The sequence below is a fragment of the Martinezella calliandrae genome, from assembly GCF_030272695.1.
Taxonomy (GTDB): domain Bacteria; phylum Pseudomonadota; class Alphaproteobacteria; order Rhizobiales; family Rhizobiaceae; genus Rhizobium; species Rhizobium calliandrae.
The window spans coordinates 82,848-100,968 of record NZ_JARFYN010000010.1; the positions used below are offsets into that span (position 1 = coordinate 82,848).

14 protein-coding genes are annotated in these 18,121 nt (G+C 59.3%); 11 read left to right on the forward strand and 3 right to left on the reverse strand.

What is annotated here, in order from left to right; genetic code table 11:
- Nucleotides 1–38: 38 nt before the first annotated feature.
- Both PY650_RS10035 and PY650_RS10040 read right to left on the reverse strand, forming a co-directional pair.
- A complete protein-coding gene (locus PY650_RS10035; RefSeq protein WP_285879026.1) occupies nucleotides 39–788 on the reverse strand; it encodes a polysaccharide deacetylase family protein in 750 nt (249 codons plus the stop codon).
- A complete protein-coding gene (locus tag PY650_RS10040; protein WP_285879027.1) occupies nucleotides 781–1,881 on the reverse strand; it encodes a glycosyltransferase family 4 protein in 1,101 nt (366 codons plus the stop codon). Before PY650_RS10040 ends, PY650_RS10035 begins: the two co-directional genes overlap by 8 nt.
- 199 nt (nucleotides 1,882–2,080) lie before the next feature.
- Between PY650_RS10040 and PY650_RS10045 the strand changes: the two genes are divergently transcribed.
- Both PY650_RS10045 and PY650_RS10050 read left to right on the forward strand, forming a co-directional pair.
- A complete protein-coding gene (locus PY650_RS10045) occupies nucleotides 2,081–3,805 on the forward strand; it encodes an adenylate/guanylate cyclase domain-containing protein (RefSeq protein WP_285879028.1) in 1,725 nt (574 codons plus the stop codon).
- 28 nt (nucleotides 3,806–3,833) lie between these two features.
- A complete protein-coding gene (locus PY650_RS10050) occupies nucleotides 3,834–4,712 on the forward strand; it encodes an FkbM family methyltransferase (RefSeq protein ID WP_285879029.1) in 879 nt (292 codons plus the stop codon).
- 3 nt (nucleotides 4,713–4,715) lie between these two features.
- Here the strand turns inward: PY650_RS10050 and PY650_RS10055 are convergent, their stop codons facing one another.
- Nucleotides 4,716–5,195, reverse strand: a complete 480-nt coding sequence (locus PY650_RS10055; RefSeq protein WP_285879030.1) for a class I SAM-dependent methyltransferase — start codon at nucleotides 5,193–5,195, stop codon at nucleotides 4,716–4,718.
- A 144-nt stretch (nucleotides 5,196–5,339) separates the two neighbouring features.
- Here PY650_RS10055 and PY650_RS10060 point away from each other — a divergent pair, with 144 nt between their 5' ends.
- The 9 genes from PY650_RS10060 to PY650_RS10100 all read left to right on the forward strand — a co-directional run bounded on the left by PY650_RS10060 (nucleotide 5,340) and on the right by PY650_RS10100 (nucleotide 18,119).
- Nucleotides 5,340–6,545: a DUF3095 domain-containing protein gene (locus tag PY650_RS10060; RefSeq protein WP_285879031.1), complete on the forward strand. Its 1,206-nt coding sequence runs from the start codon at nucleotides 5,340–5,342 to the stop codon at nucleotides 6,543–6,545.
- Nucleotides 6,546–6,895: 350 nt separating this feature from the next.
- Nucleotides 6,896–8,236, forward strand: coding sequence for an adenylate/guanylate cyclase domain-containing protein (locus tag PY650_RS10065; protein WP_285879032.1), 1,341 nt, complete (start codon nucleotides 6,896–6,898; stop codon nucleotides 8,234–8,236).
- A gap of 170 nt (nucleotides 8,237–8,406) precedes the next feature.
- Nucleotides 8,407–10,311 (forward strand): ABC transporter ATP-binding protein, encoded by a 1,905-nt coding sequence (locus PY650_RS10070; RefSeq protein WP_285879034.1) that lies wholly within the window; start codon nucleotides 8,407–8,409, stop codon nucleotides 10,309–10,311.
- On the forward strand, nucleotides 10,305–12,221 hold the full coding sequence (locus tag PY650_RS10075; RefSeq protein WP_285879035.1) for an ABC transporter substrate-binding protein: 1,917 nt from the start codon (nucleotides 10,305–10,307) through the stop codon (nucleotides 12,219–12,221). The genes PY650_RS10070 and PY650_RS10075 overlap by 7 nt, the downstream gene beginning before the upstream one ends.
- Nucleotides 12,214–13,212, forward strand: coding sequence for an ABC transporter permease (locus tag PY650_RS10080; RefSeq protein WP_285879036.1), 999 nt, complete (start codon nucleotides 12,214–12,216; stop codon nucleotides 13,210–13,212). Before PY650_RS10075 ends, PY650_RS10080 begins: the two co-directional genes overlap by 8 nt.
- Entirely contained in the window at nucleotides 13,209–14,384 is a 1,176-nt protein-coding gene (locus tag PY650_RS10085; RefSeq protein ID WP_285879037.1) for an ABC transporter permease, read from the forward strand. Before PY650_RS10080 ends, PY650_RS10085 begins: the two co-directional genes overlap by 4 nt.
- Before the next feature lie 101 nt (nucleotides 14,385–14,485).
- Nucleotides 14,486–15,700, forward strand: a complete 1,215-nt coding sequence (locus PY650_RS10090) for a glycosyltransferase family protein (RefSeq protein WP_285879038.1) — start codon at nucleotides 14,486–14,488, stop codon at nucleotides 15,698–15,700.
- A gap of 17 nt (nucleotides 15,701–15,717) precedes the next feature.
- Nucleotides 15,718–16,977 (forward strand): glycosyltransferase family 4 protein, encoded by a 1,260-nt coding sequence (locus tag PY650_RS10095; protein ID WP_285879039.1) that lies wholly within the window; start codon nucleotides 15,718–15,720, stop codon nucleotides 16,975–16,977.
- A complete protein-coding gene (locus PY650_RS10100; RefSeq protein WP_285879040.1) occupies nucleotides 16,974–18,119 on the forward strand; it encodes a glycosyltransferase family protein in 1,146 nt (381 codons plus the stop codon). Before PY650_RS10095 ends, PY650_RS10100 begins: the two co-directional genes overlap by 4 nt.
- Nucleotides 18,120–18,121 lie beyond the last annotated feature (2 nt).

An 18,121-nucleotide genomic window follows, 5' to 3' on the forward strand; every position in this document is an offset into this window, starting at 1 on the left:
TTAGAAGACGCGTTTTGGGATAAGGTCGTGCCTCACAGTCAGCCGATGAAATCGCCAACCTGGCGCCAGTCGACGGCCGGGTGAACAGCCGTCTCCTCGAGAAGCGTTGCGACGAAATCCCACGCGGTCGCATCATGGACCAAATGGTGGGTCAGGATGCCGATCGGCTCGTCATTGCCGTCGAAGCGGTTCTCAAGTTCCCGCACAAGGTAATCTACGAGCTCACCATGCGGCCGTCCGCCATGCGTGCCATGCCAATCCATAATATCGATATGGGTATTGACCAAGGTGATAGGCTGGCTAGGCTTTGCCAGTCCATAGACGGAAACGGCGCGGTATCCGAAAGAAGCAAGCTCGGGCAGCAGTGCCTTGTCGATCCGGTTCCACGGCGGCACCAGCATCGGCGCGAATTGCTCGGGGTAAAGCGCTTTCAACTTGTCAAAGCCTTTATGGAGTTCATCGAGCACGATCGCTAGCGGGCGATGCGCGCCGAGCTCCTGCTTCTTGGTTTCGTCAGGCGCATAGTTTTGATGCGTCCAGCCGTGCACGGTTACCGTCAGATCTTTCTGGCTGGCCAGGCTGCTGGCCAGCAGCTCGCCGGTATGGGCCGGAATCACCGCCAGCGTCATGGGTACCGCATAGTGATCCGAGAGCGCCAGCAGTTGGTCGAGCGCGGCGGTCGGCTCAATGGCGTCGTCGTCGCGAAACCATAGTTTCACCTGTCGCCCGGCATCGGCCCAACGCTGCAATTCATTGCGCAGGGGCTGCCACTCCGCTCTATCACTCATAATAGGAACCTCCCAAATGCTTTTGCAGGATGGTTTCAAGTCGTTTCGAGGCTGAGGACAATGACCGGTCTTCATGAACGAACCGAAAGGCTGCCTCGCCCATCGCCCGCCGCTTCCGATCGTCGTCCAGCAAGCGCGCAATCGCATCGGCACAGGCTTTCGCATCGCCCTTGGGTGTCAAAAGACCTGTAACGCCGTCCATCACCACTTCCGGCACGCCCGCCGTTGCCTGCGCTACCACGGGCAGACCGGCTGCCTGCGCCTCGAGATAGGCAAGGCCATAGGCCTCGCCGCAGCCGGGCCAGACATAGATGCCGCCTGACTGCAATTCGGCCGCAATCTCCGGTGCTGTGCGTTCTCCCATCCAGGTGATGCGATCATTATCGAAGCTGGAGAACAGCGCCCTCACCTCAGTTCGCATCGGCCCATCACCGATGACGGTCAACCTCCAGTCGCGATCACGGATCAGTTCCAGCGCCTGCGCGAGCATCGTATAGCTGTCGAACTTGTCACCGCGCCGCATCATCGCAACGGTTATCAGCCGATGTGGGGTGACCTCTTCGGCCAGAGGTCCGAAAAGCGATGTATCGATGAAAGGCAGGAAACGTTCGTAGTGCCCCTCCGGGACAGCGTCTATGAGACCCATCCGGTCGCGCTCGGTAAAACAGAGATTGACGGCCGCCTGCCGCACGGCTTCAGCAACCAGGTGTTGATTTTCGGCCCAGCCGGCCTCATCGTGCCGCCTGCCGTAAGACGCCTCGGCAGTGACATAAGGAATAGCAAGTGTCGCCGCGAGCTGCGGACCGATCAGGTCCGGCGTCTTATAATAGGGATGGTAAGTGAACCAGAGATCCGGCTGCACCTCGTTTTGCCATTTTTCCAACAATCTCTCTGTCTCGTGTCTCGCCTTAAGCGCGATCGCGGCGCGCAATCCAACCTCTGGCGTTGGCGTGAAACTGCGCAATTCCGACGCGATCTCGACCCTATGGCCCGCCATCTCCAAGGCCGCGATAATGAGGCGCGCCATCAACCGGTCGCCCGACGGCACCGGATGGCTGGGCGATTTCAGTGGGGCGTAGAAGGCGATCTTCATGGCGCTTGCGAATAGTTGACAATAAAGTGATAGTTTGGCTCGGAAATTTAGGGGAAATGCCCGAATTCCGACAGGTTGCTTGAGAATAACGCTTCCGCTTCCAAAGCCGCATCCTCGACAGTATGCGACATTGCAGCTAGATCATTAGCCGATAACCGCTTTCCGTTCGTTTGTGAACGGGCAATATAATCGGGATTCGATGACCACAGAGACGAGAAAACCCGTTATCTCCGATCGTCTTGTGCGAAAGTTCCGCCTCGGCTCCGGTTTGGTCATCTTCGTCTTTGTGATCCTGCACCTGGCCAATCATTCCCTCGGATTGATCTCGCTGGGGGCGGCCGATCACGCGCAGCACTGGTTCCTCACCGTCTGGCGCAGTCCGGCCGGCACGGTCCTCCTCTACGGCGCGCTGATCGTTCATATCCTGCTTGTCCTGCGCATGCTTTACGCACGCCGCACCCTGGTGATGCCCGCAGGTGAGGCCTTCCAGATCGTCACCGGTCTCCTGGTCCCAATTCTCCTGATCGACCACATCATCGGTACGCGAATTCTGCATGATGTCTACGGCTACCACGACACCTATCCTGCGATCGTCCGCAGCCTGTGGATCACGTCGCCGGCAAACGGTGTGCGCCAGACGATCGTCCTGATGGTCGTCTGGATCCATGGCTGCATCGGCATTCATTTCTGGCTTCGCTATCGCTCCTGGTACCGCACTGTTGCGCCCCTCATGCTGTCTCTCGCCATCGTTTTGCCGGTGCTCGCCCTGCTTGGTTTCGCCGCCATGGGCAGAACGGTGTCGCATGAAGCGGGGCAAAATGACGAGCGTGGCTATCGAGGCGGCTATTACAGCGACATGCGTAGCTACGGTGAAACCGGATCCATACCCGGCAGCCAGATGGTCAGCGACTTGTGGCCCTATCGCGCCGGCTTCTACGGTGCCTTTAGCGCATCCATCATCGGCCTTTTCGCCTTGCGCACCCATCGCAGGCTACGTGAACGTCGCCATCAGGTCGCGATCCGTTACGCGAGCGGCGAAGTCGTGCACGTGCCCCGCGGTTTCACGGTGCTCGAAGCAAGCCGCCTCGGCGGCATCCCGCATTATTCCGTCTGCGGCGGCAAGGGCCAATGCTCCACCTGCCGCGTCCAGATCATCGATGGCGGTGATAAACTGCCATCGCCCGAGGCGCTGGAGCAAAAGACGCTGAACCGCATCGGCGCCACGCCGGACGTCCGGCTTGCTTGCCAATTGCGTGCGACGAGCAACGTCACTGTCGTGCCGCTTTTGACGCCGATGGCAGAATCGACCATTCCGGTCTACAGCCAGACGGCGAGCCCAGGTCGCGAACGTGAGATCGTCGTGTTTTTCTGCGATCTGCGCCATTTTACGACGCTGACCGAGTCGCGCCTGCCCTTCGATATCGTCTTCCTCCTCAACCGCTATTTTGCAATCGTTGGCCGTATCGTCGAAGACAATGGCGGCCGCATAGACAAGTTCATCGGCGACGGAGTCATGGCCCTGTTCGGTTTGCGCACCACGCCCCAGGAAGCCAACCGTCAGGCGCTGAAGGCGGCGGCCGAGATCATCAGAGAGATCGACAAACTCGGCAAGGAGCTGGCAGACGAGCTATCGGTCGCTCTCGAAATCGTCGTCGGTCTTCATACCGGCTTAGCGGTGGTTGGTTCAATGGGTTATGGCAACATCAAGAACGTGACGGCCATCGGCGATACCGTCAATGTGGCGAGCCGCCTCGAAAGCGTCGCCAAGGAGTACAACCGCGCGCTGGTCTTTTCCGAGCCGGTGGCGAACCTTTCCCGCGTTGATATCGCCGGCATCGAAAGCCGTGAGATCGCCGTTCGAGGCCGTGGCGAGCCTCTGCGCGTCTATATCGCCACGAAGGAGGACAGTGGCCGCTTTGCATAGGCCGTTCAGGCGTGTAGGGATGGCCGCCATGTCCGACCGCAAGATCTTGAGCACTCGATTCTGGAGACGCACCCTTCGCAAGATTAGGGATCGCATCGCCACCCGTTTATTCGATACGCGTCTTGGCCGCGACATACTTATCAGCGCGATCGGTGCCCGTGTGAGGACCATGACGGTGGATTGCGGCGATCACGTCTTGAGCTTTTCGCCGGCCGACTACATCGGCCGCAAAGTGTTTCGCAAAGGGCATTTCGAGCGCGATCACGTCGACCGGCTGCTGACGGTTCTACGTGAGCGTGGTCTATTTAGAAAGGGCACGGTGCTGCTCGAACTCGGTGGCAATATCGGCACGCAGACCTGCTATTTCGCCTTAAGCGGCGCCTATCGCCATATCGTTGCCGTCGAGCCCGATCCGCGTAATTTTCGGCTCCTGTCGATGAACATCGCCGATAACGGAATGCAGGATCTGGTGACGCCAATAAACTGCGCTGCCGGCGACCACGAGGGGCAGCTCGACTTCTATCTAAACCAGAAGAACCACGGCAAAAGCAGTGCGCTGCGCCAAGGCGCGGGCGATGAAAAAATTTCCGTGCCGGTCCGACCCGTAGGCCGAATTCTTGACGACATCGGTATCCAGGCCGCTGATATCGGGCTGATCTGGATGGATATCGAGGGCTATGAGCCCATGGCCATCCGGTCGATGCAGGCGCTGATGGCCCGCAAGGTGCCGCTCCACATGGAATTCACGCCGGCCTTCTATGGCAAGGAGCAGACAATTGCTTTCATCGGCACTCTTGCGAGCTACTACACGGATTGCCTCTGCTTTTTTGAGGACCGCACCGTGCCGATGAAAGTGGCCGAACTGCCAGTTGAGGGCGAGCAGTTCGACGTCCTGTTCGCACATTGACGGCTATCTGCGCCGGTAGATGAAGTAACGGCCCTCTTTTACGCTTGTTGGCAAGGGTAATGGGTCGAGATCGGGATGATCAAGCGGCAAGCCGCTGACGGCCAAGCCGCGCGAGCCGAGAATACCGGCCATAAGATCCGGCAGCCAGGTTACCGTAACAGCGTCCTTGTCCTCATAACCGGTGCCGATATCGGCATGGGCAAGCGACGCGCCGATGCCAATGAAATCCCGTAGAGTGTCCTTGATTTCGCCGAGGACAAGATCGCTGGCCTCCGGCATCGATGGGCCATAGGCATTGACAGCCCGATCAAAGGCGACGACGCGGCGGTCGGGGAAAAGCTCGCGCAGATGATCGAACGTACGGCCATTGCCGAGCCCAAGCTCGAGCACAGGGCCGTCGAGTGTTTTGACCTCATCGGCAACAGCATTGAGGATGTCGCGCTGTGCGATCAGGCGGCGGATGAAACTATCCAGGCGGCTCATCGTATATATCTTGTCCTTGGCGTCGTGGTGTCTTTCCCGTAGTCGCAGTAGCATGACGGATGATATCGCGTCGACCGCGCGCTGGTTTTTCGATGCAGTTGCTGTAGGGATAGGATTTGCGGCGCTCATCATAAGGGGGATATCATGGCCGATCTATCGAACGACGATTTCTTCCGCAATTTGCCGGTTTTCACCCGTTTCGAAGGCGTCACCGACAGCAACAACTATCAGCCGCTCCCCTATGACTGGTTCCTGGCGATTGCCGATATCGTCAGTTCGACGAAGGCGATCGCATCCGGTCACTACAAGTCGGTCAACATGGCTGGAGCCGGTGTGATTTCCGCCGTGCTGAACGCGATGGACAATGGCGACTATCCCTTCGTCTTCGGCGGCGATGGCGCGCTGGTGGCCATTCCTCCTTCCGGCGAGGCGCGCGTGCGGGGAGCACTGGCGGCGGTGCAGACATGGGTGATGGAGGAGTTGCAGCTCAGCCTGCGTACCGCACTGGTGCCGATGGCGGATGTCCGTGCCGAGGGGCTGGATGTGCGGGTCGCCCGTTTCGGCCCCAGCGACTTCGTGTCCTACGCCATGTTTTCCGGCGGCGGCGCGAGCTGGGCGGAAAAGCAGATGAAGGCGGGGCGCTTTGCCGTCGAAGCGGCACCGCAGGAGGCGCGACCGGATCTGACCGGCCTTTCTTGCCGATGGAACCCGATCGAGGCGCGCAATGGCGAGATCGTCTCGATCATCGCCGTTCCCGATGCGGCCGGAAACGGTCCGGAATTCCAGAACCTCGTTGCCGATATTATCGCCATTTCCATGGAGCAGAACCGCGGCGGCCACCCCGTGCCGGTCGAAGGCCCGACACCGGCGCTTGCCTTCGGCGGCGCCGAAATCGAGGCTCGAGCCACAGCGGCGGTGCCCAACCGTTGGCTGCGCAAGCTTTCGATCGCCGCCCAGATCGTCGCGATCTACATCCTCGACAGGTTCGGCATCCGCGCGGCAACCTTCGATGCCAAGATCTACCGGCGTGACCTTGCTGCAAATTCTGATTTTCGCAAATTCGACGACGGCTTGAAGATGACGATCGATGTGGACGCCACGCATCTTTCGCGTATCGAAGCGCGGCTGCGCGAAGCAGAAGCCGCAGGTGTCTGCCGTTACGGCCTGCATCGGCAACAAAGTGCGTTGATGACCTGCTTCGTGCCGACGCCGCTGATGCGCGACCACATGCATTTCATTGACGGCGCCAGCGGCGGCTATGCGATGGCGGCGATGGCATTGCGCGATAAGCTGCGTGCCGCCGTTTCTCATGCACCGGATACGTCCCTGCCGTCGCCCGGCACAGCGTAGAGTTTTATCTCATCGGCAAAATTTTCTGCAGCTCTGTCGTTTTCAGCCATTGTTTCAGCGGCATGGCTGACTTATTTGAAGGAAAACAAAACGAGAGCCGGCAATTCTGGCGGCTCTTTTGTGTTGTGCCGTATGTCCGCCAGGACGCATAGTAGGTGCAGCAATATCTTTCACGACGTCGACGCGATTCAAAACTTCCAACAGGAATGCGCTGTCGCCGTTGCATGGTTCGCTCATCCGACCCGTGCCAATATGCTTGGACACGACCTCATCGCCGCGCCCATTTCATTTGGTAGTTGGGCCGCGTTGCCGGGGAGCAGCATTTTGGATCGCAGGAATAGGCCACGGGGATGAAAACCGTTCATTCGAGTGTTTCTGATATTTTTCTCGACAAGGTCGCCGAATGGCTGACGCAGTCGGCGCTGACAGGCGAAAATCTGGAGAGCATCGTGCGCGGTTTCTGCGAACGCATCGCCGCCTCCGGCCTGCCGATCGCCCGGGTGCATCTGACCTTCTCGATGTTGCATCCGCTCTATGACGCGCTCGGCTTCACCTGGCGGCGCGCCGGCGGGCTGACGATCGAAGGCTATCGCCATACGGACGATAAGCCGGAGCGCTTCGTGCAGAGCCCCTATTATTATCTGCTCTCCAACAATTTGCTCCACCTACGCCGCCGGATCGACGTCGACGGGCCGCTCGAATTTCCAGTGTTCGAGGACCTGCGCAAGGAGAAGATCACCGACTATATCGCCTTCGTGCAGACTTTCGGCGCTGGCTCCGCCCAGGGAATGATGGGCTCCTGGTCGACCGACAGCGTCAGCGGGTTCAGCGAGGAAATGATTGGCGCGCTGATGCGTATGCAAAATCATCTCGCCATGGCCGCCAAGATGGCGGTACTGGGCAAGCTCGCCAACAATATGCTCACCACCTATCTTGGGGGCGATGCCGGTAAACGCGTACTAAACGGCCAGATCCGCCGCGGCGACGGCGAGACCATCCGCGCCGCTCTCGTCATGGGCGACATGCGTCAGTCGACTTTTTATGCCGAGAAAGAGGGACGCCAAGCTTATATCGACACGCTCAACGAATTCTTCGACGCCATCGCGGCACCGTTCAACCGCAACGGTGGCGAAATCTTGAGTTTCCTCGGTGACGGCTTCCTCGCGGTCTATCCCTGCGGCCGGCATAAGGATCCCTCGAAGGTCGCTTGCGAAGCGGCGTTATCAGCCGTTTTCCACGCGCAGAATCGCGTTGCCGCTCTCAACAAGGATCGCCAGGCACGCGGTTTGAGCGAAGTTCGTTATGGTATCGGCCTGCATGTCGGCAACGTCATGTTCGGCAATGTCGGGCTGAAGGATCGCTTGACCTTTTCCGCTTTCGGCGCGGCCGTCAATGAGGTGGAGCGGCTGCAGTCGTTGACCAAAAAATATTCGACGGAAGTGGTGGCAAGCCAAACCTTTGCCGGCTACACCGGCTGCGAGTGGATAACGCTCGGCGAAGAAAAACTACGGGGCGTGCGTCAGCGATTTACGGTTGTCCATCCAAAGGCGATCATCACCGCCGATGGAACGACGGAAGTCTTTGTTGACGCGGCCGCCGACGTTCTTTCCGAAGCAGAGCAGGTCATCTTGCTGCATCGGGACGCCAAGAAGTTCGAGAGCCGTCCGCACGTCGAGAAGTTCATTCAGTGATATTCAGGGGCACTCGACCCACTAAGTTGAGCGTCCTTCGGTAGATCACTGGAAAAGCGACAGTTTTTTTACAGTTGCGGTCCCCCTTTGACCAACTGGACACCCGTTATGGCCTACGTTAGTGTGCCGTATGGGGCCAAAATGGTCGTGCAAGCGGGAACTACTTCGGCATGGCGTCAGGGACTGATTTATTGCGTATTGAGAACCTCGACGTTTCGTTCTCCATCTACGGGGACAAGTTGCGCGTGGTTAAGAGCGCCAACCTCCGGGTGTTGCCCGGCAAGGTGACGGCGCTCGTTGGCGAATCCGGTTCCGGCAAGTCGATCATCAGCCAGTCGATCATGGGCATTTTGCCGACACCGGCGCAGGCGACCGGCCGCATTCTTTTTACCGATCCGCTCGACGGTCAGATGACGAACATCCTCGAGCTGCCGCGCGACAGCATGGCGATGCGCCAGCTTCGCGGCGCCCGCATGGCCAATATTTTCCAGGAGCCGATGACTTCGCTCTCGCCCCTGCACACCGTCGGCAACCAGATCAGCGAGGCGCTTCGCATCCACAATCCCGGCATCAGCAGGGCCGAACAGCGCGAGAAGACCGAGGAGATGCTGGGCCTTGTTGGTTTTCAGAACCCGCATCGCACTTTCGACATGTATCCTTTCGAGTTGTCGGGCGGCATGCGGCAGCGCGCGATGATCGCCATGGCGCTGATCTGCAATCCTGCGCTTTTGATCGCCGATGAGCCGACAACGGCATTGGACGTCACGATCCAGGCGCAGATCCTTGGCCTGCTGCGCAGCCTACAGCAAAAGTTCAACATGGCCATGCTCTTGATCACCCATGATCTCGGTGTTGTCGCCAATATGGCTGACGAGGTTGTGGTCATCTATCACGGCGAGATCATGGAGGCGGGGCCGGTCGACACAATCTTCCGGCAGCCGCAGCATCGCTATCTCAGGGCGTTGATGTCGGCGGTACCGCATTTCGACATGAAACCCGGCGAGCGGCTGAAATCATTGCGTGATGTGCCAGTTAATCTCAGCACGTTCTCAGGCAAGAAAAAATATGCCAAAACCCATGGCGCAAATGGTGCGCCGGAAGTTCTGCTCTCCGTACGCAACCTCTCCAAGACTTACATGTCTAAGGCAAGCGGCATGTTCGGACGAAAGGGAGGCCTGCAGATCAGCGCCGTCGACGATGTCAGTTTCGATATACGCCGCGGCGAATGCCTCGGTCTGGTCGGCGAGAGCGGCTGCGGCAAAACGACGGTCAGCAAAATCTTGATGCGTGCCGTGCGACCCAACAGTGGTTCGGTGATGTTCGATGACGGCCAGGGCAAGATCGATGTACTGGCCGTCAAGGGCGACGATCTCATGGATCTCAGGACCAAGATCCAGATGGTGTTCCAGGATCCGGTTTCATCCTTGTCGCCGCGCATGACGATCCGCAATATCCTGAGCGAACCCCTTGAAATCCATTCGCATGGCGACAGCAGCGAGCGCAAGGAGAAGGTCAAGGGGCTGATGCAGGCAATCGGGCTCGATCAGCATTATCTGAGTCGCTATCCGCACAGCTTTTCCGGTGGCCAGCGCCAGCGCATCGGTATCGCGCGTGCCCTGGCGCTGGGGCCAAAACTGCTGATCCTCGATGAGCCGGTCTCGGCGCTCGACGTCTCCGTACAGGCGCAGATCCTCAATCTTCTCAAGGATTTGCAGAAGGAACTTGGCCTTACTTATCTCTTCATCTCGCACAATCTCGCCGTCGTCGACTACATGGCTGACCGCATCGCCGTCATGGCCCGCGGCCGCATCGTCGAAATCGCACCGCGCGAGATCATCTTGCGCGATCCAGTCCATCCCTACACCCGCTCGCTGCTCGCCGCGGTCCCGTTCCCGGATCTCGACCGGCCGCTTGATTTTTCCGCATTGAATGCCGAAGGCTCGGCCGCCAAACAGAACTGGGGCCCGCACTTTGCGGAGGATGAGGGCGTGGATCTTGCCTACGCCGATCTTGGTGGTGGTCATTTCGTGCGCGCTCGCCGCGACGCCGATGTTCAGGAATTGCGCACGTGGTAACTCGTCGAACCTTTCTTGGCCTGTTGGCCTCCAGCATGCTGCCGCTGCCGGTCATGGCCGCCGACGCAGACAACGAGCCGGACTACCTGCACGACTGGCTCAGGGCCGGCCAGATGCCGCGGCTCGCCGAGCGCCTGCCAAAGATGCCGCGCATCGTCAATATGGCGGCCTTGGGCCGCGAGCCTGGCCGTTACGGCGGCTCGGTGCGCACGATCATCGGCAGCCAGAACGATATCCGCTACATGACGATCTACGGTTATGCCCGCCTCGTCGGCTACGACCCGGCACTGACGCTGCAGCCGGATATCCTCGAATCCTTCACCACCGAGAACGACACGATTTTCACCTTCAAGCTGCGTGAGGGGCACAAATGGTCGGACGGCCAGCCGTTCACGTCGGACGATTTTCGCTATTGGTGGGAAGACGTCATCCTCAGTAAAGCGCTAACGCCGGGCGGCGGTGCCTTGGAGCTGCGCCCTCACGGAAGCCTGCCGCGCTTCGAAGTGCTGGATACGCTGACGGTGCGTTATTCCTGGGATCAACCCAATCCGAATTTTCTGCCGAGCCTAGCGGCACCACAGCCGCTGGTCATTGCCGGCCCAGCTCATTACCTCAAGCAATTTCATAAGAAATATCAGGACGAAATCCGCCTCTCCTCCCTGATGCAGGAAAACCGCGCTCGCAAGTGGACTGAGCTGCACACCAAGATGGCGCGCAGCTACCGGCCGGAAAATCCCAACCTGCCGGTGCTCGATCCCTGGCGCAATACGACCGCACCGCCAGCCGAACAATTCGTGTTCGAGCGCAACCCCTATTTCCATCGCGTCGATGAAAACGGTCGGCAGCTACCCTATATCGACCGCTTTATCCTCAATATCAGCTCCTCTTCGATCATCCCCGCCAAGGCCGGCGCCGGTGAAAGCGATCTGCAGGCGACCGGCATCGATTTCAACGATTACACCTTTCTGAAAGATTCGGAGCAGCGCTATCCGGTCAAGGTTCATCTCTGGAAGGTGGCGCGGGGTTCACGCGTCGCGCTGCTGCCGAACTTAAACAGTGCCGATCCCGTTTGGCGTGATGTCCTGCGCGACGTTAGGGTGCGACGGGCGCTCTCGATGGCGATCGATCGCCACGAGATCAACATGGCCGTCTTCTACGGCCTCGGCACCGAAAGCGCCGATACCGTTCTGCCGGAAAGCCCGCTCTATAGGCCCGAATATTCATCCGCCTGGATTGCCCATGACGCGGCTCAGGCCAATGATCTGCTCGATGCGGCGGGCCTCGACAAACGGGACAGGGATGGCATTCGCCTGTTGCCGGACGGGCGGCGGGCGGAGATTACCGTGGAGACTGCCGGCGAAAGCACGCTCGATACCGATGTGTTGGAACTGGTCACCGATCACTGGCGCAAGGTCGGGATTGCGCTCTTCACTCGTGTGTCGCAACGCGACGTCTTCCGCAGCCGCGCCATGGGCGGGCGTATCCTGATGTCGATCTGGTATGGTCTCGACAATGGGGTGGCAACCGCCGACATGAATCCCGGCCAGCTTGCGCCGACGATGGACGACCAAATGCAATGGCCGCTCTGGGGCATGCATTATCTTTCACGCGGCACCCAAGGGGTCGCGCCCGACCTGCCGGAAGCGGCAGAACTGGTCAAGCTTCTCGGCCAATGGGGCGTCGCGGCGTCTTCTTTCGAGCGCGCCGAGATCTGGCATCAGATGTTGTCGATCTATACCCAGCAAGTCTTCTCGATTGGCCTCATCAACGGAACCCTGCAGCCGATCCTGCGCGCCTCACATTTGCAGAATATGCCGGAAAAGGCGCTCTACGGTTTCGATCCGACCTGCTATCTCGGGGTCTATATGCCTGACACCTTCTGGCTGAAGGAGGATCAACCGCGTGTTTAGATATATTCTTTGGCGCCTTGCGGTCATGGTTCCGACGCTGCTCGTCATTTCGATGCTGGTCTTCACCATTATCCAGTTGCCGCCGGGTGATTTCTTCGAAAGCCAGATCGCGGAGCTCCAAGCCCAAGGCGAAACCGCCAACCTGCAGGAAATCGAGGATCTTCGCCACGAATATGGGCTCGATAAGCCCATGGCGGTGCAATATGTCCGTTGGGTCGTAGGCATGCTGCACGGCGATTTCGGCTATTCCTTCGAATATCAGCTGCCGGTCTCGGAGGTCGTCGGCGACAGGCTGTGGCTGACGATCCTTGTCTCGATGACGACGATCCTGTTGACATGGTTGGTCGCCTTCCCCATCGGCATCTATTCCGCCACCCACCAGTATAGCTGGGGCGATTATGGCCTGACTTTCCTCGGTCTGCTCGGTATCGCCATTCCGAACTTCATGCTGGCGCTGATCTTGATGTATTTCGCCAATGTCTGGTTCGGCGTCTCGATCGGTCACCTGATGGATCAGAGATACTTGTCGCAGCCGATGAGCTGGGAAAAGGCGCGCTCGATCCTCTCGCATCTGTGGATCCCCGTCATCATTGTCGGCACCGCCGGCACCGCTGGCATGATCCGCCGCCTGCGCGCCAACCTACTCGACGAGATGCAGAAGCAATATGTCATTACCGCCCGGGCCAAGGGGCTGCACCCGCTCAGAGCGCTGGTGAAATATCCGCTGCGCATGGCGCTCAATTTCTTTGTCGCCGACATCGGCTCGATCTTGCCCTCGATCATCTCCGGCGCCGAGATCACTGCCATTGTGCTCTCCCTGGAAACGACCGGGCCGATGCTGATCAAGGCACTGCAGAGCCAGGATATGTATCTCGCCGGCTCGTTCCTGATGTTTCTCGCGTTCCTGAACGTTATCGGCGTATTGATCTCCGACATTGCCCTCGGCTTCCTAGATCCACGTATCCGCTTGCAAGGCAGGAGCACGAAATGAACGCACCCCTGCCGCGACCAGGCGCCCCATTAGAACACTACGTTTCCACTGCGGCCTTCGATCCGGACCAGTTCGAGGCCATGTCGGCTGGTCAGGCACGCTACTACAAGGCCTCGCAGAAGCAGTTGATGTGGTGGAAATTCAAGCGGCATAAGCTTGCTCTCGCTTCGGGTATCTTCCTGCTGCTGCTTTACTGCACGATCCTGATTTCGGAATTCCTTGCGCCCTATGGTCTGCATACGCGCAATGTCGATTTTATCCATTCGCCACCCCAGAGCGTCCGTTTCTTTAACAACGGCGAATTCGTCGGCCCCTTCGTCTATGGCCGCAAAATGACCCTTGATCTCGCCACGCTGCGGCGGGTCTATACCAACAACGTCGAGGACGTTCAGCCGATCCGCTTCTTCTGTCGTGGCGATGCCTATCGCTTCTGGGGATTGGTGGATTCGGATCTCCACTTGGTCTGTCCCGCTGTCGGTGGCCAGATGTTCCTGCTCGGCACTGATCGGCTCGGGCGCGACGTATTGTCCCGCATCATCTATGGAGCGCGCATTTCCCTGACCATCGGGTTGATCGGCATCTCCATCAGCTTCGTGCTCGGTATAATCATCGGCGGGCTCGCGGGCTATCATGGCGGTATCTTCGACCTTCTCGTTCAGCGGGTCATCGAAGTGCTGCAGTCGCTGCCGAGCCTACCGCTATGGATGGCGCTCGCGGCGATCATGCCGGTCACCTGGAGCCCCATCATCATCTATTTCGGCATCACCATCATCCTCGGCATTCTCGATTGGACCGGATTGGCACGCGCCGTTCGCTCCAAGCTCTTGTCTTTACGTGAAGAAGACTATGTACTTGCAGCACAATTGATGGGTGCAAGTTCGCCACGTATTATCGGCCGTCATCTTGTACCAGGATTCATGTCGCATCTGATCGCGACGGCGACGATCTCGATCCCCAGCATGATCCTCGGCGAAACCGCGCTGAGCTTCCTGGGGCTTGGGCTTCGCCCCCCGATCACAAGCTGGGGCATCCTGCTTACCGAGGCAAGGAGCGTCAGTGTCATTGCATTTTATCCGTGGCTCCTCTTCCCGATGGTCCCGGTGATTTTGGTCATTCTGGCGTTCAACTTTTTAGGAGATGGCTTGCGTGACGCGGCCGATCCCTACAAATAGCGAAAAGCGTGGCCAAGAAATGGATTGCAATTCGAAGAGCGGCCGCGGACGTCGTTTGCTGACAACCCGCTAAAATGACTTTCATTCTTGAGGTTTTGCCCATGAAGCGGCGCTTAGAAGATGCTCGAATCCTCATGTATAGCCACGACACGTTCGGTCTCGGCCACCTCAGGCGGTGCCGAACCATCGCGCACGCGCTCGTTGAAGACTATCGTGGACTGAACGTCCTGATCATTTCAGGCGCGACGATTGCCGGTGCTTTCGATTATCGAGCTCGAGTCGATTTCGTCAAAGTACCGAGCGTGATCAAGCTGCGCGACGGCGAATATACGTCGATGGCGAGCCATGTCGATCTTCAGGACACGTTGAAGATGCGCCAGTCGATCATCCGTCACACAGCGGAGACCTTCCAGCCCGATATCTTCATCGTCGATAAGGAGCCGATGGGCCTAAAGGGCGAGGTCGAGGAGACCCTACAGTATCTGAAGGCGCGCGGCACCACGCTCGTGCTCGGCATGCGCGACGTCATGGACGCGCCGCACCTGCTGGAAGCGGAGTGGAAGAAGAACAACGCTCTGCAGAAGATCGATCAGTTTTACGATCGCGTCTGGGTCTACGGCCCGCCGGATTTCCATGATCCGCTTCTCGGTCTCGATGTGCCGTCTGGCGTGCGCCGAAAGATGGAGTTCGTCGGCTTCCTGCAGCGCGGTGTATCCACCTTGGGCACGAAGTCGGAACATGTACCTGACGAGGATTACATTCTGGTCACGACCGGTGGCGGCGGCGACGGCGCCGATCTGGTCGGCGATGTTATCGCCGCTTTCGAAAAGGACAATACGCTTCAACACAAGACGCTGATCGTGCTCGGTCCCTATATGCCGGCCAAGGAACGCAGCCAGTTAATGGAGCGCGCGAGCAAGATCGCCTGTCTTCAGGTGATCGAGTTCGACAACAAGATGGAAGAGCTGATCGCCGGCGCCAAGGGCGTGGTCGCCATGGGTGGCTACAACACCTATTGCGAAATCCTGTCCTTCGATAAGCCGGCGCTGATCATCCCGCGTACCCGGCCGCGCGAAGAACAGCTAATCCGTGCTCAGCGGGCAAGCGAGCTTGGCCTTGTCGACATGCTGCTGCCGGAGGAGTCGGCCGATCCAAAACAACTCGCCGCAGCCCTGAAGCGCCTGCCGAACCGCGCGCCACCGTCGGCGAGCGGCGAGAACATGCGGCTGGAAGGGCTGGTGCATATTTCCCGCATCATCGGCGAATGGTTTGACGATCGCGACCATTATCCGCCGCTATCGGTCGTCGCTGAATAGAGCATCGGAACCGATCGATGCGAAAGAAAATCCTGGTGGTTCTCAAGGGCTACCCCCGCCTGTCCGAGACATTCATCGCGCAGGAACTGCTCGGGCTGGAGAGAGCCGGCTTCGATTTGACGTTGATCTCGATGCGCAAGCCGACAGACAAGAAGCGCCACCCCGTCCATGACGAGATCAAGGCGCGGGTCGTCTACCTGCCGGAATATCTGCACAACGAGCCGCTGCGGGTGCTGCGCGCCTTTCTGGCCGGAATCAAGAAGCCCGGCTTCAAGCCGCTAATGAAGCAGTTCTGGGCCGATCTTAAGCGTGATATCACGCCAAACCGCGTACGCCGTTTTGGTCAGGCGCTGGTGCTGGTGCATGAGTGGCCCGACAATGGCGAGTGGCTGCACGCGCATTTCATCCATACCCCGGCGTCAGTGACGGCCTATGCCAGCATTATGACAGGCATTCCCTGGACCTGCTCTGCCCACGCCAAAGATATCTGGACATCACCGGACTGGGAGCTGTCGGAAAAGCTCGAACGCGCCCGCTGGACGGTGACTTGCACACGCAGCGGCTTTGAGCACATGCGTGATCTGACAACGGCGCCGGAGAGCGTGCATCTGAGTTATCATGGCCTCGATCTAGCTCGCTTCGATCCATTTGCCGGGCACCATTCCCACCGTAACGGCTCGCAAGCGTCCGAGCCCGCTTTCCTGCTGAGCGTTGGTCGTGCCGTGGAGAAGAAGGGTTATGACGTATTGTTGCGGGCATTGGCGCTGCTGCCGGCCGATCTTCATTGGCGCTTCACCCATATCGGCGGCGGCGATGGGCTGACGAAGTTGAAGGCACTTGCCGAGACGCTCGGCATCAGTGACCGCATCACCTGGAAGGGCGCGATGGCGCAGGAGGACGTGCTGGCGCATTACCGCCAGGCAGATCTTTTTGCGCTTGCCTGCCGTGTGGCGGCGGATGGCGACCGCGACGGTCTGCCGAATGTTCTGGTCGAAGCCTCGAGCCAGCGCCTTGCTTGCCTGTCCACCAACATTTCCGGCGTGCCGGAGCTGCTTACAGATGGCGAGAACGGTTTTGTCGTGCCGCCGGAAGACTCCAAGGCCCTGGCAATAGCAATGGAACGGGCGATCCGCGATCCGGCACTGCGCCATCGGCTTGGTGACGCCGCCGAGAAGCGGGTGCGCGAGCATTTCGACCATCATTCCAGTATTTGGCAATTGACGCGGCTGTTCGAGGAGCAGTGGCAAAAAGAAGAGCAATGGCGGAAATCCGCATGACGCCCCCGCATACTTCCTCCCCGCGTATCTTTTTTTACGTTCAGCACCTGCTCGGCATTGGTCATCTCGCCCGCGCCAGCCGCATCGCCAGCGCCATGGCCACGGACGGTTGCCAGGTGACAGTCGTCACCGGTGGCCTACCCGTTAACGGATTTCCAGGCTCGGATGTCACCTCGGTCACCCTGCCCCCGGTCGTGGCCAGCAGTGCGGGATTTTTGGGGTTGGCTGATCAAACGGGAAATGCCGCAGGCGAAGAATTCCTGTCGGCCCGTCGCGACCTGCTGCTGGAGGCCTTCTGGACGGCCAAGCCAGATGTCGTCATCATCGAGGCTTTTCCGTTTGGCCGCCGCCAAATGCGCTTCGAGCTACTGCCGCTGCTCGACGCCATCGCCAGAGCCAATCCCAAGCCGAAGCTCTACACTTCGGTGCGTGATATCTTGCAACAGCAGAAGAAGCCGGGGCGTGATCAAGAGACGGTAGCATTGCTGCGCGATCATTTCGACGGCATTCTCGTCCATGGCGATCCCCATTTCGTTCGGCTGGAGGAGACGTTTGCGCTGACATCGGCCATATCCGACAAGATAACCTATACCGGCCTTGTCGCGCCCCCCCTACCGCCGGAACCGATGGAGACTTTCGACATCATCGTTTCGGCCGGCGGTGGTGCGGTTGGGCGCGACCTGATCCGTGCCTCGCTGGAAGCCGCAAGCCGCGTGGCGATCGATCGCCGCTGGCTGCTGATCACCGGGCCGAACCTGCCCGAGCAGGATTTTGCCGCCTTGGCAAAGGACGCGCCCGGCAATGTCGATCTTGTGCGTTTCCGCAAGGATTTCCCGTCTTTGCTGAGGGGCGCGGAACTGTCGATCTCGCAGGCGGGCTATAATACGGTCGGCGATCTCCTCGTCACCGGCTGCCGGTCTATCCTCGTCCCGTTCACGGCCGGCGGCGAGACGGAGCAGTCCGTGCGTGCAGAACGACTGGAGAAGCTCGGCCTGGCGCTGACCCTTCCGGAAGCGGGCCTGACGACGGATCAGCTCGTCAATGCGGCGGAAATAGCATTGTCGCGGCCGAAGCCGTCTGATCCCGATATCGACCTTGCCGGTGCCCAGCGAACCTCGGCGATTATTCGTGAAGCACCTTGACG

Excerpts from the sequence above, each read along its gene's own strand:
- PY650_RS10035 (WP_285879026.1), bottom strand. The coding sequence starts at position 788 with ATGAGTGATAGAGCGGAGTGGCAGCCCCTGCGCAATGAATTGCAGCGT.
- PY650_RS10040 (WP_285879027.1), bottom strand. The coding sequence starts at position 1,881 with ATGAAGATCGCCTTCTACGCCCCACTGAAATCGCCCAGCCATCCGGTG.
- PY650_RS10045 (WP_285879028.1), top strand. The coding sequence starts at position 2,081 with ATGACCACAGAGACGAGAAAACCCGTTATCTCCGATCGTCTTGTGCGA.
- PY650_RS10050 (WP_285879029.1), top strand. The coding sequence starts at position 3,834 with ATGTCCGACCGCAAGATCTTGAGCACTCGATTCTGGAGACGCACCCTT.
- PY650_RS10055 (WP_285879030.1), bottom strand. The coding sequence starts at position 5,195 with ATGAGCCGCCTGGATAGTTTCATCCGCCGCCTGATCGCACAGCGCGAC.
- PY650_RS10060 (WP_285879031.1), top strand. The coding sequence starts at position 5,340 with ATGGCCGATCTATCGAACGACGATTTCTTCCGCAATTTGCCGGTTTTC.
- PY650_RS10065 (WP_285879032.1), top strand. The coding sequence starts at position 6,896 with ATGAAAACCGTTCATTCGAGTGTTTCTGATATTTTTCTCGACAAGGTC.
- PY650_RS10070 (WP_285879034.1), top strand. The coding sequence starts at position 8,407 with ATGGCGTCAGGGACTGATTTATTGCGTATTGAGAACCTCGACGTTTCG.
- PY650_RS10085 (WP_285879037.1), top strand. The coding sequence starts at position 13,209 with ATGAACGCACCCCTGCCGCGACCAGGCGCCCCATTAGAACACTACGTT.
- PY650_RS10090 (WP_285879038.1), top strand. The coding sequence starts at position 14,486 with ATGAAGCGGCGCTTAGAAGATGCTCGAATCCTCATGTATAGCCACGAC.
- PY650_RS10095 (WP_285879039.1), top strand. The coding sequence starts at position 15,718 with ATGCGAAAGAAAATCCTGGTGGTTCTCAAGGGCTACCCCCGCCTGTCC.
- PY650_RS10100 (WP_285879040.1), top strand. The coding sequence starts at position 16,974 with ATGACGCCCCCGCATACTTCCTCCCCGCGTATCTTTTTTTACGTTCAG.